This window comes from Paraflavisolibacter caeni (assembly GCF_025628885.1).
Lineage (GTDB): Bacteria > Bacteroidota > Bacteroidia > Chitinophagales > Chitinophagaceae > Flavisolibacter > Flavisolibacter caeni.
The window spans coordinates 151304-177113 of the sequence record NZ_JAOTIF010000006.1 but is presented as its reverse complement, the minus strand read 5'-3'; the positions used below and the strand labels follow the sequence as shown (position 1 = coordinate 177113).

Genomic DNA, 25810 nt, shown 5'->3' with positions numbered 1-25810 from the left:
GGCAGTTGCTCCTTTATTTTACCTTTGAAAATGCTTCTGCTTCTTTATTTAATTCATTGGCTGTAGGGGTAGCACCATCCGTAATTTTTACCCTGTAGCGGAAGGTTACTGATTTGCCAGGATCCAAAGAAAAGTTCAATTTCTCTTTACCATTGCTCAGGGCTTCCTGGCCTAAAGTATTGGCAGCGAACAAGCCGTATCCCCGTGCATGCCAATAAGTGGGATATCCCGGATTGGCCGGGTGATCAATGATTGAGATAGCAACTGGCTGCCCGTTTTTTGTACCATACATCATACACCATTTACCCCGCGTTCCCCAGGCATCATTGCCGGTCTTACCTTCACTGGTAAGAAAGTTACCGGTTACGCCTTCATTATTCAATACAGCTACTTTAGTAGGATTACCTTGTGCATCTGTAAACACTTCAGGCTTATCTGCTGGCATTTCCAATTCGCGGCTCACCCTTATGCCCAGCACACCTTCTTTATTGTCCTTGAAAGACACTTTTCCATTTTGGGCTGTAAGGGTAGTCAATCTATCTATAGTGCGGCTACTCGCATCACCGTAAAAGACAAATGTTGTCGTTTCTTTCAACAATACATTGCCTTTATTGTCCACCCAATCTGCTGCAACCACAAGCGTCCCTTTGTCTTTCCCGCTTTCTGCCTTTATGATTCTCTGATGATGGATGCTCCCATATTTCGGCTTGTCTTCCTGTTTTATAGCATAAGAATTATTCCAGAAGTCAAGGCCGTTTACATCTCCATAGTTAAACCACATACCAATATGGTGCGGATGGTCGGTTCTTTCATTTGGCCGGGGATTTAAAGGAAAGCCTCTTGTCACCGTTTGGCCAGATGCCGTCACCAGAGGAAATAAGACAGGTTTATCGATGTTGTTTGTATACAGATAAGAAGTAAACAATTTTCCGTCAACCAGTACATCAACCTTTTGTTCTTTGTCTTTTTGAAGGAACTTCACTTCCTTTTGGGCACCTGCCCTCACCAAAATGAACATGCTAAATGCCCAGAGGCAGGCATATTTCAGATATATCATGTCTCGTGTTTTTAATATTTTGTTAGATTAAGATCAATAAGGTTTGAATTTTTTGCCGTCAACCATTATTTCCTGTTTCTTGTCATCAAATGTGGCTTTCTTTCCAGTGATCACGGCGGCATTGGTCATAATTGTTGCAATAGAATGACTATACCCGGCCTCCACTGGAGCATTTGGTTGTTTTCTGCTGCGTACACACTCCATCCAATTACGAATGTGATTTGATGTTAGCTGATCACCGCCTGTATTAGCAGAAGCTACCACTTGTTCTGTATTCGCCAAACTTACCTCAGGCAGCAGGAATGGTTTCATGCCTGCCGGAGCGGCCATCCTTTCTGTAAGACCACCTTCCGGAGAAACTTTATTTGTATTGAGGTTTAGCTCACCGCCATTTGAGTAATAAATCTCCGCAGGTCTTTCAGAACCATTATGCATGCGTGATCCAAAAGTCACCTGGAAACCTGTTGAGGGATCATCGACCGGACCATAGTCAAATACAGCGTAGATGGTATCCCAATTTTTTCTACCATCCTTCCACATGTAGATACCTCCGTTGGCCACTACACTCCGGGGATGCTGGAGGTCGCTAAACCAGTGTACAGTATCTATCTGATGGCTCATCCATTGGCCTGGCAAGCCCGATGAATAAGGCCAGAACAAACGATATTCCAAATACTTCCTTGCATCGAAGGACTCATATGGCCTGTTCATCAGAAACCTTTTCCAGTCTGTATCTGTTTCTTTTAGTTGCGCCACTACCTCCGGCCTACGCCAGCGCATTGGCTGATTTACATTCCAAGTCAATTCTACCATCGTGATCGCACCAAACTTACCAGACTTAATAAATTCTCTTGCAGCATGGTAGTTTGCACCGCTTCTTCTTTGCGAGCCGATCTGCACAATTCTATCTGTGGCTTTAACTGCTTTGAGTGCCGCCCTGTTATCTTCCATGGTTTCCGCAAATGGCTTTTCCACGTAAGCATCGCAACCAGCATTCACGGCTTCTATGGTATGTAAAGCATGCTGAAAATCTGCAGTAGCAATGAACACAGCATCCACCAGCTTTTGGTTGTACATTTCTTCGTTGTTTCTGCAAGCGACGATATCATGCTGCATTTTTTCTTTCCATAACGCAGCACCTTCTTCTCTCCGTTTACTCCATATATCAGAAACAGCAACAACATCAAAATTTAATTCCTTGTAGTGGTTCAGGAAACAAGGCATGTGCGTGTTTTTATGCCTGTCGGCAAAGCCTACAACGCCCACTCTTACTCTATCGTTAGCCCCCATGATCCTTCTATAGCTCTGAGCTGTCCATCCCATTTTAGAGACCAATACACCAGCTCCAGCCAATGCTGAATTTCTAATAAAATGACGACGTGAATTGTTCATATGACGAGTTTATAATTAACAATAAGGTTTACAAATACTTTTTAAGATATGCTATATAAACGGGCCAATCGGAAGGAATGGTACCGTGACCGCCGGCGTGCATGTAATACCCAAGGGTATTTAACATCGTTTGTTCTCCCGCCTTAGGCATCACATCTGTCCCCGGCCCCTTTTTACCAAACAGTTTGTACACAGGTTCGGCAGCTACTGCGGCTAAGAATTCGCCCTTAGGATCAGACCAATAGTCCGTATCTCCAGTTTGCAACAAAAGAGGTCTTGGCGCCATTAATGCAACGAGCATGTGTGCATCAACAGGTGCACTGTTGAAATCAGTAGCATAATTGTGCCGGTTTGGAGCAAACTGGTAATAATAGCGCGAAGTGTCAGTCATGTGTGCGATGTTTTCTCCATAATTGCGCCTGCTTAAGGCAGCTCCTCCCTCGCCTGAGCAGCTGGCAATTACCAACTTATATCTCGGGTCGTGAGCACCTGTCCACAAAACCGTTTTCCCTAAGCGAGAGGTGCCTTGTAAGGCCACACGTTTTGCATCAATTTGCTTGTCGGTTTCGAAGTAATCCATTGCACGGCTCAAGCCCCATGACCAAGCAGAAATAGCACCCCATTCATCAGGAGCAGGCTGCGTCGTTCCAGGCTTCAGGTAATGGCCTCTAATGCCAAACTGAATACCACCTTTAAAGTCTGGTTCAATATCTCCGTAATATACAGTGGCAATGCCAATTCCTTCAGCAACAAAGCTGGCCACATCTAACTTGCCCATACTTCTTCCCTGGGCAGCAGGTATCTTCTGTCCTTCCCTGGACCATATATAGCCTTGTTTCACACCAGGGTCGTCTACGGCATTGGAATTCGCTGCAAAGTTTATTACCAGCAGTAAGGGAGCTGGCTTATTTGCATTTGCAGGCAGATAAATGAGCAAATCCATTTTATGCTGTGTAGTATCTTTTGTGAAATATACTGTCACCTGTTTACGAATCGCTTTTCCATTAAAAGCCGGTGTACCCTTGTCAAATACATTAAAAGTCATTTCGGCCGGCCGTGACGGCATTTTCCCAAACTGTTGCTCCTCGAATAATTTTATTAATTCAGGCCTGCGTTTTTCGTTCCAGGTTTTGGTATCGGTTACCTTGTTTCCATTTTGCAAGGTCAACACATCGGGAAGTGTATAATTCCCCACGGAATCTTCATTATAGTTGACAGGAAAGCCTGCAGAAGTTTTGGGTAGATTTTCTGTTTGGGCATATAGGAAAGATGAAGCCAGTATAGATACTACAAGGATAACTAACTTATTTATTGAGAAAAGCTTCATTTATATCAGTTATTTAAGCGTTTAAGATAAAGCATTCTTTATATTATTGCTTTCCAAAATGCAGCTTTTTTAACGAAAATAAACATTGAAGTCCTGTCAGTTATTACTCATTCACTGTCATTACACTGATCCGTTTATCATCAGCATACCATTTACCTTCTGAGTGCAGTTGCGTTAATACCTTCTGCTAAATTTCTTTATGAGTATGTTTAAGGAAGAAATTTGCCATTTTCGGGCTTTATCCTGGGCTTTGGTAGGGCTTTGTGTGGGCTTTGGTAGGGAGCAGGTGGGGAGATAGAGGGGTCGCGGTTTTATGGGGAGAAGAGGAAAGAGGAAGAAAATATTAAAAGAAATCCCCAGTACATGAGTTGTATACCGGGGAATTATTGATTTATCTGCTGGAATCATGTTTTTCCAGCGGGCTATGATTATCAGATGTTGGGCTTTTTTACGACGTCCAGGATAGGCTTAGTGATCCCTTTGAGTTCTGTTTGTTCCGGCTTCAGCAATTCGAAAACAATGATCTCGTTTTTGCCTTGTTTCAGCCACTCCACAGGCACATAAACAGTTTGCTGGGGACCAATTTCCCAATACCTGCCTAAATTATGGCCATTGACCCAAACCACACCTTTACCCCAGTTGCTCATATCCAAATATGTATCTCCTTTTTGCTTCACTTCAAAGATTCCTTTTCTCAACACAGGAAGATCAGCAGCAGACTTACCGTTTTTAAAAGTAAGGGCATTCATATGATCAAATGGTAGTGAGAACATTTGCCAACCTGTGAGTTCCTTGTCATTCAGCATTACTTTTTCGGTAATGCCTTTTTTGTTTTGGAGCAGGTAGGGACCAAAGTTGATACGACCTAGGTTCTCAACCAGGATATCCAGGGTTACCTTGCCTTCCGGCAGTGTTACATTCAAACTGTCCTGAGCTAATCTTCTGTCCAATACGCCTACACGTTTACCGTTAATGAACACCAGACCATAGTCTCTAAGGTCTTTGATCTTCAATAAACCAGAAACACCTCCTTCTACTGAAGTGCGGTACAGAACGAATCCATATGCCTGGTTCAAGTCTTCAAATGTAAGCGGGGTTGCATTGACTTTTGCAGCTGGCAATACATCAAACAAGTTGCTTGCTTGCGTCAACTGAATGGAAGGAATGCTGATCACTGGTTTTGCCTTTGGCACTTCCGGAAGTGACTGTCCTGCAGGCAAGTGCTTTTGAATTACCTGGCGGAACTTCATGAATTTTTCTGTAGCATTCCCTGCTTCATCTAATGGAGCATCATAGTCATAACTACTAATCTGGGGCTCATAAGGTGTATTGCCTTTGTAGTTAGCACCATTCATAAAGCCACGGGTAGTACCTCCATGAAACATATACATGTTGATAGAAATGCCAGCGCCCAGCACAGAGTCCAGGCGGCCTACATATTGTTCTGCGGGCACAGTATGATGAGGAGTTCCCCACCAGTCGAACCAGGCAGGGTACCATTCTGCGATATAAAAGGGTCCTTTGCCATTATGGTTATCACGAATCAACTTCTTGACTTGTGCTGGTTTATCCAGTCCATTTACAGCAGGCATCAGGCCCGGCAGGTGTCCTTTTACCAGATCAGAAGCCGGATCGCAGGTATAGAGCAGGCCGTCAAAGCCAGCTTCGATGAACATCTTCCTGTTGATGTCGAGATATTCTTTATCACTGCCGTAAGAACCATATTCGTTTTCGATTTGCACCATCAAAATGTTGCCACCGCGATGTACCTGTAAGGGAGCCAGTTGCTTACCTATCTGAAGGATGTAATTTCTGTAGGCTTTTAAATACTGCGGTTCCTTGCTTCGCACTTCCAAGCCTTTCTGGATTTGTAACCAATAAGGATAACCGCCAAATTCCCATTCAGCACACACATAGGGACTAGGACGCAGGACTACCCAAAGTCCTTCCTCCTGAGCGGTCTTTACAAAGGCTGCAATGTCGTTGTTACCGGAGAAGTCATATTTGCCTTTCTGGGGTTCATGAGCATTCCAGAACACATAGGTACCGATGGTATTGATTCCCATAGCCTTGGCCATTTTCATGCGAGCCCGCCAGGCTTCTCTCGGTATACGGGGATAATGGAGCTCGCCGGAAATCATAAGAAAAGGCTTACCATCCAGGAGAAAAGCCGAATCGCCTAAATTAAATGTGTGCCTGGGTTTCTGCGCAAAACCCATAGCAGTCAAAAAAAGAAAACCTAGTAATAATACATTTTTTTTGATCCTTACCATGAATAAAAATTTATTGTAACCACTAATTATTTCAATACAATCGAAGTAGTCTTCAGGCCTGGCGAGCTAAGTGTCAGTTTCACACTCTTAACCTGCTGACTTTTATCCAGATAAGCAAGCAGTTTGCCGTGAAAAGCTTTCCGCCTGCCTGATTTATAATCTTCATGACTATTTGAACTTCCGCTTTCCAGTCCTAAGAGTTCAGCGCCTTCAGACTGAACTGAAATTTCATTTTCCGCATCATACACAGGGATCCCATTTTCATCTACGATCTGCATTACCAAATGGGATAATGTTGTTTTTCCATCCCAAGCAGTCTTCTCTTCCCATGCTTTGATGGCATAAGCTGCTCCTGAAGTTTTCAAAGTATCCGTTACAGTTGTCATTGCTGCTTTGCTATGCTGTTCATTATATCCTTTTACAGTTAGCATCCCTGGCTGATACACTATATCCCAATGAATAATCCGGTTATTAAAAGATGAGATGGTTTTTCTGCCCAATGATCTGCCATTTAAAAACAATTCAGCTTCCGAGCAATTGGTAAAACAATTCACCCTAACCGTATCTCCCTGTTTCCAGTTCCAGTGAGGTTCTGCCCGTTTATGGCTCCATACGCCTCTATCTTCTGATTTTGGAACCGGAGCTGTGCCAATGTATATCATTGGCTTTTCTGACCATAAGCTTTGCCTGAAATAATACTCTGGTTTACGAAAACCAGCCAGATCCAATAAACCAGCCCTGTTACTACGTTCTGGCCAGCGCCCAGCTTCACCTAAATAGTCAATACCCGTCCATAAATACTGAGCGGAAATATATTGGTTAGAATCGACAGCATTCCAGGCGCTTAGCTGCATTCCATTTTCGCTTCCATAGATAAACCGGTTTGGATAGGCTTTATGGTCTTCGTCATAGCGATGCTCCTGATAGTTATAACCAACAATATCTAAATTGTCCGGATATGTTGTTGTATTGGACATCACCACTCCGGCCAATGCTGCAGTAATGGGCCTTGTGGTATCGTATTTCTTTGCCACCTCAACCAACTGTTTTGACAATTCGCCTAACCTGCTTGCGGGCGGATGATCTTTCAGGTAGCCTCTTCCATATATCTGGGGGTTGCGCCCAGTGTTCAATACTTCATGCGAATATGGATCATTCGGGTAGTCTACCTCGTTACCAATGCTCCACATAAAAACAGAAGGGCGATTGAAACTTCTTAAAATCATATCTCTTAAGTCAGTAGCTGACCACTGTGTAAAGTACTGGCTATAACCGTCTTTACCAGGTGTGCCTACGTTCCATCCCTTTATCCATTTGTTTTTACCCATCTCCCACTCATCAAAAGCTTCGTCCATAACTAAAAATCCAAGCCTGTCACACAACTTGTATAAATAGTCAGCATGCGGATTATGGCTCATCCGAATTGAATTACACCCGGCCTCCTTTAATAACTGAAGCCTGCGCAACCAAACCTCTTCAGGTACAGCTACTCCAAGGGCACCTGCATCATCGTGAATACAAACACCTTTTATTTTGAGGTTCTGACCATTCAGGAAAAAACCTTCATTTGCATCAAACCTTATATTTCTAATTCCGACAAGATCGTTCCACTCGTCTGTAACTTTTCCATTTGATTTCAGTTTCACAGAAAGCTTGTAAAGCTTTGGTGCATCAACTGACCATAATTGAGGGTTTTTCACCTGGAACTTCAGATCTGTATAGGTACTATCAGCAGTTGCCAATGTCAATTGGCCTGTTGCTTTAGCCACGATTACTCCATCCGGACTGGTTAACAAGCCCTCTACTGTTGCCGTAGTTTTTTGCGAAGTATTATTCACCATGTACACCCTGGTATTTGCTTCAGCAAGGTCTTTTGAAACTTTAGGCGTCGTAAACTGAACACCCCATTGTGCAATGTGTACGGGATCCTTTACTACAAGGTAAACATCCCTGTAAATACCAGAGCCTGTATACCATCTAGAGTCAGCAAACTGGCTATGGTCAACTTTTACACTTATGATGTTCTGACCATTCCACTTTAAAAATTTAGAAAGCTCATATTGAAAAGGGATAAAGCCATTGGGACGATTGCCCAGGTAATGTCCATTGATCCAAACAGAGCTGTTCTTATAAACGCCATCAAAATAGATGTATACCTTTTTTGATTTCCATTCTGCAGGAACGGAGAAAGATTTCTGATACCAACCAATTCCGCCTGGCAGGTATCCTGTTGCACTTGCCCATTCTTCACTAAAGGGGCCTTCTATACTCCAATCATGAGGCAAATCGACCTGGCGCCAATCATCTGTTTTCAAGGTAGCATCCGGCCCATTGCTGATATCTCCCTTATGAAACTTCCAGCCCTTATTGAATAATATAGACTTACCAGAAAGTTGAGCGCCAGCAGATAGATACAGTAAGGAGATCAACGCAAAAAGGCAATGGCAAATTAGTTTAATTCTCATCGTTATTACTAGTTAGTAGCGAGTATTGAATAACCTTCAAAGGCTTGTTGTCATATTTGACGCAACCAGGGGGCTTTAACAAGCTTTGATTGCGTCAAATATACATTTAATGGCATTGTTTTTTATGATTGAAATCAATAACCAGGGTTTTGTTCTAACTGGTTATTAGATGCCTGAATTTCAGATCTAGGAATGGGTAGCCAGTAGTGTTTTGCAGCAAAGCTTTTCCCATCTATAGCGACCTTACTGCTATAAGTATACGAACTACCAGACTTCGTCACCTTGATTCCATAAGCAGGAACATTCTCGGTAACTTCTGCAATTTTCCATCTGCGTACGTCATAAAAGCGGTGCTCTTCGAAAGCTAACTCCACACGTCTTTCATTCCTGATCACATCTCTCATTTGTGCCTGGGAAAGTCCTGCGGGAACCGCCGGCATGTTAACAGATTGCCTGCTACGGATGCTATTGATAGCATTGTATACGGTGGCATCGGGACCAACGGCTTCGTTTTGTGCTTCAGCGTAGTTCAGGAGGATCTCTGCATATCGCAAATAGAACCAAGGTTGTCTGCCTGCCACATCCCATGGGTTATCGATTGGATTGGTATCATCCATAAACTTGCGCAAATAGTAGCCTGTTTTGGATGTATTCCAGTTTGATGGCCCATCAGGGCTATCTTTACCGCCTGGCATAAAAGTCTCTACAGTTTTTCCACGATAAGATGCATTATTGTATAATATCGTAGCATAGAACCTGGGATCGCGGTTTGCATAAGGATTTTGGGGATCATAACCAGAGGTTGGGTCCGTAATAGGTTTTCCATTGGCCATCAAATAATCATCCACCATATTTTGCAAAGGAAGGTTTCCACCCCAGCCATTGTATCCATTAGGGCCATTTGCAATTTCCATCCTAACGTGGGGCGCGCCAAAAGTGAACAGTCTTTCAAAAATCGCTTCATTATTCCTGTCGCTCAGGAACAATTCGCGATAACCTCCCTGATAAAGACTATACTTATTCATATCCATTACCGCTTTGGCTGCGGCAGCTGCATCAGCCCAGGATCCTGCATTATAGAGCGGACTGGCAGCATATAACAGAAGCCTAGATTTCAAAGCCAAGGCAGCACCTTTTGTAGCTCTGCCCAATGCCCAACTATCGTCATTACTTACAGGTAAGGCCTGAGCTGCATCATTTAATTGTGCAACGGCATAATCGATGCCTTCTTTAATAGATGCTCTTTTGAACAATTTAGGATTTGTCAAATCATCTGCCAGTTCTGTAACAGCATCACCCATTAAAACCACGCGTCCATAATTGCGAATCAGATCCTGATAACGGTATGCACGAATAAACTTCAACTCTCCTATGAGCTTCGCTTTTAAAGCGTCACTCATCTGCACTTTATCAATGTTTGCCAAGGCATAATTTACCTCCCTAATGCTTCTATAGCTTCTGCCCCAAATCGTTCCGGCAATACCCAGGTTTTCCGGAGCCAACTGACCACGTTGAATCAACCAGGTATTATCATCATTGTTGTATATAGATTCATCTGTCAGAGAGCTCCACATGGCATACTCAAAAGCCCTACCGAAGCCCGGAGGAACCCCTTCCCCTTCCTTGTTGGTCAATCTTACACCCATGTAACGGTTGATCACATAATTCTGGAAAAGGGATGAATCACTCAATATTGTCGCATCTGAAATTCTATCAGTTGGCGTGATCTCCAAAAAGTCTTTTTTACAAGCTGAAAGCATGAATAATGATGCGATCAGAATATTTATTTTCCTGTTATATCTTAATTTCATGATGTTGCAGATTTAGAATTTAACGTTTGCACCCAGGTTCAGGATTCTTTGTTGCGGGTAGAACTGGCCGCTACCACTGTTTCCTTCGGGATCATAATCCTTCACCTTCGAAATGGTGAATAAATTGAATGCGCTTGCGTACAATCTTACTCCTGAAATTTTTATCCTGTTCAATAATGCAGACCTTACGTTGTAACCCAACTCCACGTTTTTCAAGCGTAAGAAAGAGGCATCGTTCAGCCAGAAAGTATTGTTGTATAATCCACCGCTAATGGCACTTGAAGCGCGGTCGGAAACTTTTGGATAGCTACCATCCGGATTGGATGGACTCCACCTGTTATCCGCCCAACTACTATAGAAGTTACCAACGCTACCTGCTTCAGGCAAAACATATTGGCTCACTCTTGACTGACCAGCCAATACAACGGACAAGTCAAATCCGTTATAGTCAGCATACAAATTCAAGCCATATGTTAACTCGGGAATGTTTCCGTAATTCGTTCTAACCTGATCATCGGCTGTGATCTTGTTATCCTTATTGTAATCTTCGAAAATCAAGTCGCCAACTTTGGCTCCAGAAACATGGGGATATTTGTCCAAATCAGCTTGTGTACGGAAGATTCCTATAGCATTGTACAACAGGTAAGTATTCAACGGCCCACCGGTAACACGTTGGTGAGCAAGTGTAGCAGCAGCTTCGTCAATGAAAATTACTTTACTTTTTGCATAGGTGAAATTACCTGATGCGCCCCAGTTGATTTTACCAGGATGATTGTATCCTAATGTACCTTCAAAACCATTGCTGTTTACCTTACCCATATTTTCAGAAGGGACCAGCGGATCAGATCCATATGGGTTTACGATACCAGAAGTAGCAGGCAATGAAGCGTTCCTGTTAGCCAGGATATCAGACCTTTTTTGCTGGAAGTAGATCAATTCAATGTTGAAATTTTTAAGGAATGCAGCATTGAATCCTATATCCATTTTTTTAGCGACTTCCCAGGTAATCTCGGGATTGGCTAATTTGATCAAGTCGATACCAGGGATAATACTATTGCCACCAGAAGTACCAAGGACATAATTGCCTCTTATAGCATAATTCTCATAATATTGGAACAGGCCTACGTTATCGTTACCCAAGGAGCCATAGGAAGCCCTTAATTTAAGGTCGTTTATTATATTATTTTTGAACCAGTCTTCTTTAGAGATACGATAACCAGCAGAAATAGAAGGGAAGTAGCCATACTGGTTGCCGGGAGCAAATGTTGAAGACCCATCGATCCTCAATTGACCTTCTACCAAATATTTCTCTTCGAAGTTATAAGCAAGACGACTGATGATACTCCTGCGCGTGAAATTATAGCTGCTTCCTGAGTTGTTTTTATCTGTAGCTGCTGTTCCGCCTTGTGACAATTCCGGAGTTTGGGTCGTTGGGAAGTTTAAACGAGAGGCTCCAAAAGTTTCCTCATTCGTTTTACTTTGTTCGTAGCCTACAAAAGCGTTGATATTATGGCTACCAAACTGCCTAATGTAATTCAACTTGATGTTGGAAGTGGTCAAGGTTTGATTGGTCTGAGACTCATTCAGTGTAGCTTTTCCTGCTGATCCACCTGTAATCACGGTACTATAAGAACCTGTGGCAGCATTGTAACTATACAGATTATAAGGCGTATAGAAGCCTTTAGTAAAATTGTGCCTTACATCCACGGCATAAAAGCCATCAACAGAAAGACCTTCTATACCAGGAATTGTATAGCTGCCCTTTAAAATTCCGTTGAATACTTGCGTAGGATTATTGACTGTACCGCCTACATCAGTAACCTGCATCACCGGATTATTGTTCTCAATACCAGTAGTGGGCAGGCCGTTAGGATAATATGGAGCTACGATGGGCTTGGCCCTATAAATTGACCTGAAAATATCGCCTGCGCCATAAGCCGGGAACATCCGGTTTTCCTGTCTGCCGGAAAGTGAAAGGCTCGCCTTAAAGCGTTTGGTGACATTTGCATCTACGTTTGAGCGGAAGTTGTACTGATGATAATCTGCAACTCCATGCTTATATATACCATCCTGATAAACAGTACCTAATGAGAGAAAATATTTTACATTCTCTGTCCCCCCGTTGATGGCTAAATTCTGACGGTTTTGTAAAGCCACTTTTTTCAACGCGGCATCTATCCAGTCTGTGTTTGGATAGTTCAGGGGATCTGAGCCATCCCTGAATTTTTGGATCTGCGCCTCGCTATATGCCTGATTCATACCGCTGGTTGGACTGGCATAGTAATAAATCTCATTCATGATCTGGGCGTAAGTAGCAGCATCAGCCATTTTAGGCAGCCTGGTTGGCGAGCTAAATCCCTGGTTGAAACTATATGTGATCGATGGTTTACCAGTCTTTCCACGTTTTGTCGTTACCAGAATAACCCCATTCGCAGCGCGGTTTCCGTAAATGGCAGCGGAAGCATCTTTCAGTACGGTCACACTTTCTACGTCGTTGGGATCGAGCCTATCCAAACCTCCGATCTGTCCCGGAACGCCATCTACCACTACCAAAACGTCGTTGTTTCCGGTTGTGGCCAGTCCCCTGATCGTAATATTGGACGCGTCATAACCAGGCTCACCGCTCCTGTTGTTAATAATTACACCTGAAAATCGCCCGGCTAAGGAGTTAGAAAGATTAGGCTGTGGGCTTTTCACCAATTCAGCGCCTTTTACTTCAGAAATAGACCCGGTTAAGGTTGCTTTTTTCTGGGTGCTGTACCCTACTACCACTATTTCATTCATTTGATTACCGCCTTGTACCAAGGATACATCAAGATTGGACTGGTTTCCAACTTTGACTTCTTTAATATTATAACCGATGTAGGTAAAAACTAAAGTGGCATCTGCCGGAGCACTGATGCTAAAATTTCCATTATTATTCGTTTGGGTTGCTGTTGTCGTACCCTTTACCTGCACGGTTACACCCAACAATGCACTATCACCTGCTGTTACCTTTCCGGTAACTGTTTTTTGTGCCATGCCGGGTAATGACAAGAAAAAGGAAAAGAACAATAAAATAACAGGGACGCCATTTGATAGACTCCAGTAATGGCCCTTTTGGTAAGTGGGACACTTACCTGCTTGCAAGCAATTTCTCATTACGTTAATTTTTAAAAATGGTAAAAAAGAGGAGGATTAAAGAACTAAACCTATTTATCAATATTTCATAAACAGGATAAAAGATCAGATGTCATTTGATCAATCAGGCTTAAAAGGCTGCCTTGGTAACAGTTTGTAATAAATGGACATAGCAATTGTTTTAGACACCAAAAGTATCATTGTACCCCCCTTAGGATTGGGGGAGTAATCCATATAAATAGGAGGGTAATTAGTATTCGGAGTCTAAAAACCACCTTTTTTTATCTGAAATGCCAAAAAAGGTGGCAAAGGAGCCAGTTATTGACCGGTTATCGTATTCAGGTCCTTGTTGAATATAGGACGGTACTTTTTAATATACGCGGATGGATTCATTCCAAAAAGCTGCACGAACTTTTCCCGGAAAAACTTCATGTCCTTGATTCCGACCTGGAAAGCAGCTTGTGAAATGGTGCAATTGCTGCTCAGCATCAGCACGGCTGCCCGACGGAATTTAATTGAACTGATAAAGGCACTGATGGATTGCCCGGAAATAGATTTTACTTTTTTATATAAAGCAGAATGGCTCATACCCATCAACTGGGACAGTCTTTTGACGTTGAAATCTTCATCGCCCAGGTTTTCTTCTACTATTTCGATACATTTTTTAATGAAGTACTGGTATTCCTCAGGAACTTTAACGGTGCTGGCCTTTAAAGTTATTTTATCGAAAAAGTATCGCTGGAGTATATTTCTATTATTTAGAATGTTCTGGATCTTAGCCATCAACAAGTCTTGCTCAAAAGGTTTGGTAATGTATTCATCGGCTCCTAATTCCACACCTTTCAATTTCATATCGGAAGCCAAAGATGCTGTCAGCAGAATTATGGGGATATGGCTTAATTCTTCATTGTTTTTGATTGCGGTACACAACTCAAAGCCATTCATGCCATCCATATTAATATCACTTATAATAAGGTCAGGAAAGACCTTTGCGGCCAGAGCGAGTCCCTCCTCCCCGTTTGAAGCTTCGTAATATAAATATTGGCGTTCCAAGATCCGGCCCAGGTATTTCCGGATCTCCTCATTATCATCAATGAAAAGAATAGATCTTTTTTCTGTAACCAGTTCTGAGGAAGTAAGACCCTCTTTCAATTTTTCCGGAGCAGGCGAGGCTACCGGCAATTCATCCAACTCGATCAATGTTTCAGGAAGCGCCAAATTCCGAGCAACATCGTTTTCCATCATGGATATCGAATCAAAATGAACATTACCTTTTTTGAGCGTAATTGTAAATTCGGCACCCTCACCAGGCTCACTTTTACAGGTAACACTTCCCTTATGGTTATTAATAAAGTGACGAACGAGATATAGACCGATGCCAAACCCTTTTTTCGAATCGTTTTTAGAAGACTGATGAAATTTATCAAATATCTTCCCAGCTATATGAGCGGGAATACCTGGACCAGAATCTCTGATAATTACTAAAACGTTTTCACCGTCTTCGCGGATCTTTAGAGATATTGAGCCATCACGGGGCGTAAATTTGAAAGCGTTGGAAAGCAAGTTAAAGAAAGCGACTTCCAATTTCTCATAATCACCATATAGTTCAATTGATTGGGCCTCGCAAAGAAACTGATAATCAATATTATTCCTTTTAGCCTGCTGTACAAAATATTCAAATACATCCCTGCACAACACAACCAGATCGATCAGGGATACCCGCATCTGATCGGACTCACTTTCTACTTTACGGAAAAGCAATAACTGATCAACCAGCCTAAGCAGGCGGTGGGCATTTCGGTAAATCACATTCAGATCATCGGCCAAAGGACTCTGGTCATCTTTACTTTTCCGGATCAGGTCTTTAATAGGGTTTATGATCAGGGTTAGGGGTGTCCTAAATTCGTGAGAGACATTGGTAAAGAAGGAAATCTTATTTTCATGAAGCTCTTTTTCTTTCTGTGCTTCAATGTGGGCCACCTTTACTTCATATTGGAGCTTAGCCTGTTTGTTTTTGTATAACAGATATATATAAATAATGGCACCCCCGATTAAAATGTAGGCCAGATAAGCCCACCATGTCCGATACCAGGGAGGCAATACAATTATTCGAATTAAGGCTAATTCATTACCCCAGCCTGCGGCAGGATTGCTCACTTTAACTTTAAATGTATAGTCGCCCTCCCGTAAGCGCGAATAATTTGCAGTCCTTGTGTTTTGAACATAGTTCCAGTGTTTATCCCAACCTTCAAGATAATAAGCGTATTTCACTTTGTCTGCCCCGGAGTATTGCAAGGCGAGGTAATCCAAGGAGATCACTGCACGGTCGAATGGAATGGTAATTTCCCTAATCAGACCATGGTCCTTACCTGTTACGTAGGCATTTTCCGCCACAACTTCCTCATTATCAATTCTTAAACCAGCCAAGAAGACGTTCAGTTTCTGACTTTGAACATATATACTATCGGGATGGAAGATGTTGAATCCCTTGATGCCACCAAAAACGATCTCGCCTGATGTTAAGGCTAATCCTGCATTAAAGCTGAATTCGTTACTCTGCAATCCATCCGACTGGTAAAAGTTCCGGAATACCTGTGTTTTCGGATCGAACCTAGATAAACCATTATAAGTGCTCAACCATAAATTACCCTTAGTATCTTCAATAATCCTTAAAATGGTATTGCTCGGAAGGCCATTTGAGGTAGTATATCTTTTAAACTTACCGGTTTTTCTATCCAATAGCAGGAGGCCACCATCCTGCGTGCCCACCCAGAAGCTTTTCTTTTTGTCCTGATGAATTGAACGAATTACATGACCAATATTATAAAAGGTATGCTTCTTATTAGTGAGGTCCAGTTTTACCAGGGAAGAATAATCCCCACCCCAGATATTTCCCTGATCATCTTCAGCCATACACTGAAGATTCGTTATAGCGGGGTCGAAATTTTCAAAACTGTTGGTTTGCCTGTTGAGTAAATACAAGCTTCCTTCCGTGCTTGCACTAGCCCATAGTCTTTTTTTACTATCTTCAAACAACAACCATATATTGTTATCGTATGATTTGTTTTTTGAATTGAAGCAGGAGTAGTGCTCGAATCCCTGACCTGATTTTTTAAGGCGGTTAATCCCCCCAAACCATGTAGACACCCAAATGTCTTTATTAAAATCTTTTACAATACTGGTAATGAAGTTACTGCTGACAGAATTTGGATCATTTGGATTGTGGACATAATTTTTAAAAGAATTGCTGGTTCGGTCCCAGTAACGGAGCCCAGCTCCATCTGTACCAATCCAGAGACTGTTTTTACTCCCTTCACAAAAAGAGAAAATGAAGTTGTTTACCAGATTTGAATTATCCAGTGAGTTATAGACAATGTGTTTAAAGGGTACTGATTTTGAGTCTATTGTATTAATACCACCGCGCAATGTACCTATCCATTTTCGCCCCTCATTATCTTCATAAATGGAATAGATAGCGTTACTGTTTACCAATGATCGGCCATCTGTTGATACGAACGGTGATGCATTTTTACCATTCGGGGGCAAGACCCAAACACCATCACCATTGGAAGCAATCCACAGTGCGCCATCTTTGTCTTTGCAGAGGTCGACTATAGAGTGCACCTGGGGAGTGATATTTTCAGAAAAAGTTGCTGTAACCTGATTAAAATAGTAAAGACCGGTGGTACTTCCTAGCCATACATATCCCTGTTGGTCCAACTCCAAACAGTTTCCTTGTTTGATAGCACTACTCTTCAACTCTAATTTTTGGGTATTCAATTCATATGTAAATAATCCTGTATTCTGAATGAATAAATATGCAAGGTGATTTTTTGAATCATATACTATACTGTTTACATCGTAGTTGCCCTTATTGTTTCCCCCAGCAATTAGTGGAATCTGCCGGCCAACATTTGTGCCCTTTTTAAATACGAACAAGCCATTGTGTTGGGTACCTGCCAGCAGATCGCCGTTCTTTAACCGTTTGATTATAATTACATTATCATTCAGCAAGTTGGTTTGTTTCCCATTAATAAATAAGTACCGAGGAGATGAAAATTTTGACTGGCCCGGGTTATAAATGCTTATCCCTTTTTGTCCTCCACACCAAAGATTATGGTCTATGTCTTCTTCAATTGTGCTGATATTGTTCGCATTAATTGAAGTACTGTCACCAATTATATTGCGGAAAGTTTTAAACTGGTAGCCGTCGTAGCGGTTCAAACCATCGTAGGTGCCAAACCACATAAAGCCATTGTGGTCCTGAAAAATGGTATTCACAGCATTATTAGACAAGCCGTTTTCTATACCGAGGTATTTCACAGCAGGGGCTTGCGCCACTACTGACGCAGATAAAATGAATGAAAGAATCAACCAATACGATTGCAGCAAATTCCTTTTCACAAAAAGAGGCAGCATCATTCTATTTGTTCAGTTATTAAACTCAAGTGGAAATCTTTGCAAATGAATAGATTGCACTGTAATAAATATTCATTTTATTATCAATACCAATGACAATCCACTTATTTGCGGATTGCAATATATAAAAAGATTATAGCAGGCTGGTAAAAGCAACAGAGCTTTAGACCGAAGTTTATTTTATAATCATTTCCTCTACCCCTGTCCAATTCTCAGGGACTTCGGCTGAAATATATTTGGCGGCTTTACTCAGGAATAGTTTTGCTGTATGGTCATCAGGATGAATTTCGATCACATTGTGGAAAGCACTGGCTGCCTTCACAAAAGATTTGTTTAGATAAAAGGATAATCCTTCATTAAAAGTGCCCAGAGTTGCCATCTTCTTTTTCAAATCATTTTCCTTATTCCCGCTAAAACATTCGAAAATACCCGTAGGTGCTTTTTTGCCTTTCAATTGAACCAGCCCCAAGTACCTAAAAAGAAAGTCCTCCTGATTATCCAATGCTTGCAAGGTTGCCTCACTTAACAAAATATCAGCCTTATAAAATTTCGTAAGACTTTCGATACGTGCAGCTGTATTCACGGTATCAGAAATCATTGCAGGTGCCAGGCGATGCCCGTCACCTATTATCCCCATAATCAATGGTCCGGTATGCATGCCAATACCAACTTGAATAGCAGGCAATTTTTTTAATACCTGTTCACTGTTGAATATCTCAACTGCTCTTTGTATAGCTACTGCTGCGGCAACGGAATCCATGGCCTTTCCGGGGAAAATGGCCATTATGGCATCTCCCAAATATTGAATGATAAAGCCGTGAAACTCGTGAACGATAGGGCCCAGCAGCTCGTTAATGTAAGAAATGAAACTAAAGTTCTCTTCAGGTGTCATTTTTTCCGCTAATGTTGTATAATCACGGATATCGGTAAAAAGAACGGTCACAATTTTTTCTGTTTGATCACCCAGCTTTACATCTGTAAGTACTTCCTTACCCAGCGCGTGTATAAATTCATATGGTACGAATTTATTGGTCACTTCATGAATTCGTTTCATTGCTTCCTCGCGCTCACGTACTTCACAGATGTTTTTTTCATAAAGCAGGGCGCTGTCAATAGCTGAAGAAGATTGAAGGGCAAGCGTGGTCAACAATTTCAAATGGCCGGCTGTGTACAATACAGGTTGATCATTTGCTAAAATGATCACTCCCATCACCCGTTGCTTTACTTTAAGAGGTGCATAGATCAATTCTTTTATTGGATAATTACTACTTCCTTCCCCTATGATCTCCGAAAAATCGCTGATGATCTCGGGTTGTGCACCCTTCAAAATATTAAACAGTAATCCACTTTTATTCTGAAATTCTGAAGATCCGAAAAACAAGTCGCCAAAGGAAGCTAAGAGCTCCAGCGATTCTTTTCGTTCATTTTGAAGAAGCACCATTCCCGCGCTTGCCTCAATCAGATGCCTAGCTTCATCAAGTGCTATTTGTGCAATAATTCCTGGCTCAATAGCTTCTGCCAATCTCTCTGAAAAATTGAAGATCAGGTTTAGCTCCTGGTATACATTCAAAACTTCATTTCCCAGTTTTTTCTTTTCGGATTCTTTGGCCAGGATAACAGAAAAGAGTTTGCTCACAATAAACGCTTTTTCATCTCCTTTCACATAACCAAGCAGTTCCTCACCTGCCACCAATTCGTATTGATGAGCAGGTGCATCAAAAGTTTTTCCCACCAACAAATGTCCTTCTAAATCCTCAATAAATACAGCGGCGTTCAATTCTTCCAGCAATGTGACAACTGCAGCTAAGGCATCTTTATTTTTTCCGAGGAAATTCCTGAGTGTAAGTTTAGACATCTCGATTAATCGAATAATGTTGAATTATTGATGTTTGTTACTGATTACTCCAATCCTAATACCTCCTTTGCTTTTTTTAACAAGGCCTCCGGATCAAAAGGTTTAGTCATGTATAAGTCGGCCCCCACTTCCAGGCCTTTTTGCTTATCCAGTTCCTGCCCTTTAGCAGTCAGCAGGATGATATAAGTTCCATCAACGGCTAATTCCTTTTTCACTTTTCGGCAAACTTCCATACCATTCATTTTGGGCATCATCACATCCAAAAAGACCAGTTTTGGTTTTTCAGTACAGATGATTTCCAAAGCCGTTTCCCCGTTGTCTGCAGTCAGGAAATCAACGTCTTCATCCTCTAGTTCTTCCAGTGTTTGTTCAATCAACATCCGGATGTGTGGTTCATCATCAACGATCAATAATTTTTGTGACATGTTCTTGTTTTTGATTATTTACATCGAAGCAACGTGTTGTCCTTTTCAAGTGTTTATTGATACAACACAAACACTACATTCTCTAACCCTTTTTCAAATCGAAGAGTCTGAACGATTTCCTGTCTTCCATTTAACAAGGAATTTAAAATAATAATATCAGGCTGATTGGTAATTGCTTTTTCGACAAGTTCCTTTCCATCCGATTCTACTACCTGGTAGCCTTTTGTCTGCAACACTTCTGAAAGGCTACGGACTGTCGAATTATCCTCGTCCACCACCATTACCTTCTTTTTTGATTTACCCTGTTCCAATAAATTACCGACTTCTGCAAAAAGCTGGGTGGTGTCAATTGGTTTTGTGAGATAACGGTCTACTCCGACCCTATAGCCCCTTGCTTTATCCTGCACAATGGATAACATAATTATAGGTATGTCCAGGGTCTGAGGATCATTTTTAAGAATGGCAGCTAGATCAAAGCCATTCATTTCGGGCATCATTACATCCAGAATGATGAGGTCTGGCCGGTGCTTACGAATACTTTCCAATGCTTCTTTTCCATTTGTAGCTTCTTCAATACGGTACCCCAGTTCTCCTAATTCCTGTTGCAGTAATGAGCGGATAGATGTATCATCATCAACCACGAGAATTGTCGCTGTTCTTTCTTTATTGTTCAGTTTTGATTTTTTCATCTCATCTTTCAGCTGCTTCATCAATTTGTCTAACTGGATCGGTTTTAGTACCGGCTCTTTTTCAGAGATCGATGGAATAGAAAAAATGAAAGTACTTCCCTTGCCCAATTCACTCTCCAGCCATATTTGTCCACCATGATGTTCAACAATTTCCTTGCATATAGGCAAGCCCAAACCTGTTCCCTTAGGTTTATCTGTCAAGGTGTCGCCAACCTGTTTAAATTTTTCAAATACCGATTTGTAATCCTCTTTAGCGATCCCAATACCAGTATCAGAAATACTCACTATAATTTCATCATCTTTCTGGGCAACACTGCATCGAACAGCCCCTTCATGTGTAAACTTCACAGCATTAGAAATAAGGTTCACTACTACCTGTATCAGTTTATCGCGGTCGCCTATTACCATTGGCAAATCTTTGACCACCTCTTTTTCGAGTGTGATGTTTTTATTGATAAAGAGTGCCGATGTAGCGGCTATTGCTCTTTCTACAATTTCCTCCATAGCAATAGTTTCTGTATTCCACTCCATCTTGCCGGCTTCTATTTTAGCTAAATCAAGGACATCATTTATCAGGTGGGTCAGTCGTTCACCTTCTGCTATTACCACTTCCAAATTGTCGCAAACCTGCTGTTTGGCCTTTTCAGTTTTTGGATCGGAAACATCTGTAAAAGGAAAGATCTTTTCATCCAGTCTTTTTTTAATGATCCTGGCAAATCCAAGTACGGAAGTAAGAGGAGTGCGTAGTTCATGACTAACCGTGGACAGAAAGGCACTCTTTGCTTCATTGGCCTGCACAGCAATTTTGCGGGCAGCCTCAGCCTCAAGGTTGGCCTGTTTCACTTCTTCAAACAACCGGGCTTTACGTAAAGCCACTCCCACATGCGCAGCAATTGTATTGAGCAAGCGTTGGTCTTTTTCATTAAACCAATTTTCCTGCTGGGTACTTTGCACACTGAGCACGCCTATGATTTCATCTCCAACGGGAACAGGCACGCCGAGATAAGAAGCTGCCGGAATGCCAACACGGGATATACCGAGTTCTGCGGTGAGTTCGCTCACATCTTTGTTTATCAGGAGCGGCTTACCGGTCAGAATGATCTGAGAAGTTAATCCTTCACCCAATTGAAGCGGTTGTAATTTTTCCCCATATTGGTAAGGGAAACTGATCATTCCGGTTTTTTGATCGAGTAATGCCAGGTAAGCAATATCTGCTTTAAATAGCTGCTGCATCTGGTCGCCTACCAATTGAATCAGTGAATCAAGCTCCAGTTTGGAGGCCAGTGCCTGGCTGATACTATTCACTGTGGATAGTTCAGCAGCACGCGCAGCAATCTCTTGTTCCCGCTCGTTCAATTTCCTGTAAGCACTTGCATTATCCAGTGCGATACCGGTGTAAGTGGCCAAGTTTTGCAAGAGATTCAAATGGTACTCTGAGTAGGCATTCTTCTTAAAACTCTGAATGGTAATGATTCCCAAAACCCGATCCTGTACTATCAATGGCAAATAGATAAAAGACAAAGGATCTTCTGCCAGTGAGCCATCTTCCAGATAAAGATTTTTTTCCTTGTAGTGATTTATATATCGACTGTACTCCAGGGCAACATCATTAATCAGTACTGGCTGGCGGTTTTCAATACACCATACTGGGAACTGGTTTTTATCTGTGGTATCGCGGCTGTATGGCTCATAGCGTTTGCCTTTTTCGATGGCAAACTTGTAGTCGATCCGCTGTTCCTCGCGCGAGTAAATACCAATACCAAAGATGGTGGCATCGGTCAACTGGTTAATGTTTTCGTAAAGCTTGTAAAAGATGGTTTCAAAATCTAATGAGGCAGTGATCTCTTTACCAATCTCACCTAAAAGTTCTACGTTTTTCTTTGCGGTTTCGGTCTCAGCTAATAACATTTTTGTTTCATCAAAAAGGCGTGCACTTTCCAAGGCCACACTCATACTGTTAGCCAGGGTTTCCAAAAGACGCACATCAGATTCGCTGAACGCTTCCTCCCTGTCTATATTTTGCAGGCTAACATAACTGGTAATCTTATCACCTACTGTTAACGGAACAAATAACATTGATTTTGGGAATTCTGTTCCTGGTAATACATTCATTCCAAATTTTGTAAAAGCTTCTTCCGTGTTCTTGTTAATCAAGATTTTCTGACGTGTCTGAATTAGATGTTGTCGTAATTTGTCAAGTGGGCGTTGTTCAGGATAATACCGTACTCCTTTTTCGATCACGTATTTGAAAAGTTCCATCCCGGTCTCATGATCAAATACAGCAATCGCAATAACCTGCACATCGAATAAATCATGAATACGGTTCCCAACTAGTTCATAAATGGTCTGTATATCCATTTGGGCTACCAGTCCCTCCTGTACACTGTTGATAACAGCCAATTCTTCTATTCGTTGTCTTAACTCGGCAGTCCGTTCCGATACTGTTTTTTCTAACTCACGGTGCTTCTCATGTAATTGGTGTGTACGATAACGAACTATACCAAAAATCAAACTACCGAGGACTAAAGCATATAATGCATAAGCCAACGGAGTGCGAAACCAAGGTGGTTGTATATTAAATGAGTAAACAGCCTCCTCGCTTATCTGCTGGTACACGTTTCTTGCACGGACATGAAACTTATATCTTCCTTCGGACAGATTGGTATATTCTTTATAATTATTGCTTCCCCAATCACTCCAAGTGTTTTCAAATCCTTCGAGCCAGGTTTGGTATTGAGTTTTTTGTTCCTGTTGGAAATAAGGTGCAGCATATTCAAAGCGGAAGGTATTATTCTTATAATTTAAAGAAGGCTGTTGCCCTTTTTCATTTGTATTGCTGGAAATGTCCAGGGTTTGTTGACCGGCCATTACATTGCGAACAAGTGTTTTATATTGCTCTCTATAGTCTTTTTGTATCTTTTCATCGTACCGGATCAAACCATCCGTCGAGGCAAACCAAACTGTTCCGTCATCTTCCGGGTAAATTTCGCTTATCACCCTATCAGCAAATGGAAGAAAAGGTGTTTTTTCCATCCGGTATTTTCCATCGGCTTTCAAGGTAGCCAGAGCCACTTCTTTTCCAAAGCAAATCCAAATCCGTCCTTTATTATCAGGAACCATTGCATACTCATTGGGATCATGGCCGTAACCCATTGGACCAAAGCTATTGTCAGGAATAAACCGCTTCCTGTTTTCATCGTAACGGGAAACACCTGAATTGGAAACGAAATATTCTTTGCCTTGTATAGAAAAAACAGCACAACCTCCGGGAGATAATCCCTGCGATGGTCCGAACTGCTCTACTTTTGCATTTTGGAGCGTCAAGTTACCAGTCTTGTCAAAAAGATTAGAAATTCTTATTACTCCATTCCCCTGTGTACCCGCCCACAGCCTATCATCCCTGGTCTTAATGATGCTCCAGATGTAATCTGTAATTCCAGGTATATGGCCAGCAAATTTCCAGTCGGAACCTATACCATTTCTATAAAAAGCAACAAGAGCGCCTTGAACACCAGCGAAAAGTACATTGGGATATTTGTCAAAAATTTTGAGTGCAGTAATTTGCAGATCTCCTCCTTTTGAAGCCTTAATCAAGTGGGCTTTTCTATCTTGAATATAAAAGAGTCCATCACTTGACACCAGGAGCGTATTGTTATCCGGCACCAATTCGAATATCTGATTAGAAGGTATTTCGTTTATCAGCTCGAATCTAGCAACAGTCTTGTTCATTCGCATTAAGCCATTGGAAGTTCCTAGATAGAGATCACCGTCATGTCTCTTTATAGAAAGGACAGCCGTTTTAATGCCGGATTGAGTAGTAAACTGTGTTAATGGAGAGGCCGTCTCTATCCTGGATATCCCATTATCGAGTCCAACCCAGAGCACTCCCTTCTGGTCTGTATAGACTGCATAAACCGATTCGTCCTGCAAGCCTACGTCCCGATTGATCAATTGTTGCATTTTCCCTTTGGCATCCAAAATGACAAGTCCTTTACCTGCAATGGCCAAGGCAAATCTTCCATCTTTCAAGAGCGTCCCTTTGTATAAGGTACCAGATTTAATAAGAGGATCAGCTTCTGATGTAAAAGGCTGGAAATTTTTACCATCATAAACATACAGACCACCATAAAATTGTCCCAAAAGATATTTCTTCCCACTACTTGAAGGGAAAGGCAACATCACCTGCATCCGCTCATTACCCAAAACCTCACTTCCGGGAATCAGCATCAGCGAATCGGCTACCATTTTCATTAAACCTTTATTCTGCTGGTGCACATAGTAGGTACCATCGAGATTAAAAGCAAACATGAATTTTGTATCGGGTTTCCATACTTTCACCTTCCAGTTTTCTTTATCACCAGAAATCACTGGTTGTAGCCGGAAAATCCACTCCCTTGCCTGGAAGTAAATCCCATTGTCTGCTACATGAATGGTCCAGATATCATTGAAATTTTTATAGGGGGCCGGTATAAAATTGAACAATGAATGAAATTGCAATTGTCCTAAGCTATCCGGCTTCAGGTAACCCATATCATTGTATGAACCGTAATAAATCCGCCCGTTTTTATCTTTTGTCAAGGATCTGACCACTCCATTGTCATTGGCGCTAGATCTAATATTTCTCCATTTCACTCCGTCATATTCCAATAATCCAAAAGAGTTGGCGACGTACATGACGCCTCGGTTGTCTTGTATGATGGCCCAGTTTTGAGGGGAGCCCTTATATTCTTTTGCAGAGAAGTTCGTAATAAAGGGTAATCCATCCTCCGCATTGTTTTGGCCAACAGAAATAAATGGTATGAGCAAGAAAAAAACTATGAAGATCTTCCAATAAAAAAGAAGACATCTTCCAAATGGCAAGCAATAATTATTCTTCATAACAAACTTGTTATCAATGAAGTGTAAGCGCTTCCAAAGAGGAAAGGACCATTAAGTTTCCAAGTTTATACCCAGGTAGGAACTAACCTTGCTATTAGT

General features: G+C 41.8%; 11 protein-coding genes. All 11 read right to left on the bottom strand.

What is annotated here, in order from left to right; genetic code table 11:
• Positions 1 to 13 precede the first annotated feature (13 nt).
• The 11 genes from OCK74_RS10840 to OCK74_RS10790 all read right to left on the bottom strand — a co-directional run bounded on the left by OCK74_RS10840 (position 14) and on the right by OCK74_RS10790 (position 25711).
• Positions 14 to 1057: a DUF6807 domain-containing protein gene (locus OCK74_RS10840; protein ID WP_279297055.1), complete on the bottom strand. Its 1044-nt coding sequence runs from the start codon at positions 1055 to 1057 to the stop codon at positions 14 to 16.
• A gap of 33 nt (positions 1058 to 1090) precedes the next feature.
• Entirely contained in the window at positions 1091 to 2449 is a 1359-nt protein-coding gene (locus OCK74_RS10835; RefSeq protein WP_279297054.1) for a Gfo/Idh/MocA family protein, read from the bottom strand.
• Between the two features lie 28 nt (positions 2450 to 2477).
• On the bottom strand, positions 2478 to 3776 hold the full coding sequence (locus OCK74_RS10830; protein WP_279297053.1) for a glucuronyl esterase domain-containing protein: 1299 nt from the start codon (positions 3774 to 3776) through the stop codon (positions 2478 to 2480).
• A 431-nt stretch (positions 3777 to 4207) separates the two neighbouring features.
• A complete protein-coding gene (locus tag OCK74_RS10825) occupies positions 4208 to 6049 on the bottom strand; it encodes a glycoside hydrolase family 35 protein (RefSeq protein ID WP_279297052.1) in 1842 nt (613 codons plus the stop codon).
• 26 nt (positions 6050 to 6075) lie between these two features.
• Complete coding sequence (locus OCK74_RS10820; protein ID WP_279297051.1) at positions 6076 to 8514, bottom strand: glycoside hydrolase family 2 TIM barrel-domain containing protein; 2439 nt, start codon at positions 8512 to 8514, stop codon at positions 6076 to 6078.
• A 134-nt stretch (positions 8515 to 8648) separates the two neighbouring features.
• Positions 8649 to 10325, bottom strand: coding sequence for a RagB/SusD family nutrient uptake outer membrane protein (locus OCK74_RS10815; RefSeq protein ID WP_279297050.1), 1677 nt, complete (start codon positions 10323 to 10325; stop codon positions 8649 to 8651).
• Between the two features lie 12 nt (positions 10326 to 10337).
• Positions 10338 to 13466 (bottom strand): SusC/RagA family TonB-linked outer membrane protein, encoded by a 3129-nt coding sequence (locus OCK74_RS10810; protein ID WP_279297049.1) that lies wholly within the window; start codon positions 13464 to 13466, stop codon positions 10338 to 10340.
• A gap of 297 nt (positions 13467 to 13763) precedes the next feature.
• On the bottom strand, positions 13764 to 17867 hold the full coding sequence (locus tag OCK74_RS10805) for a hybrid sensor histidine kinase/response regulator transcription factor (protein ID WP_279297048.1): 4104 nt from the start codon (positions 17865 to 17867) through the stop codon (positions 13764 to 13766).
• 172 nt (positions 17868 to 18039) lie between these two features.
• Positions 18040 to 19719 carry an adenylate/guanylate cyclase domain-containing protein gene (locus OCK74_RS10800; RefSeq protein WP_279297047.1) on the bottom strand — a complete coding sequence of 560 codons (1680 nt, stop codon included), beginning with the start codon at positions 19717 to 19719 and terminating at the stop codon, positions 18040 to 18042.
• 44 nt (positions 19720 to 19763) lie between these two features.
• The gene (locus tag OCK74_RS10795; RefSeq protein WP_279297046.1) at positions 19764 to 20144 is read right to left on the bottom strand and encodes a response regulator transcription factor; all 381 of its coding nucleotides are present in this window, start codon (positions 20142 to 20144) and stop codon (positions 19764 to 19766) included.
• A gap of 53 nt (positions 20145 to 20197) precedes the next feature.
• Positions 20198 to 25711, bottom strand: coding sequence for a GAF domain-containing protein (locus OCK74_RS10790; RefSeq protein ID WP_279297045.1), 5514 nt, complete (start codon positions 25709 to 25711; stop codon positions 20198 to 20200).
• Positions 25712 to 25810: the final 99 nt, after the last annotated feature.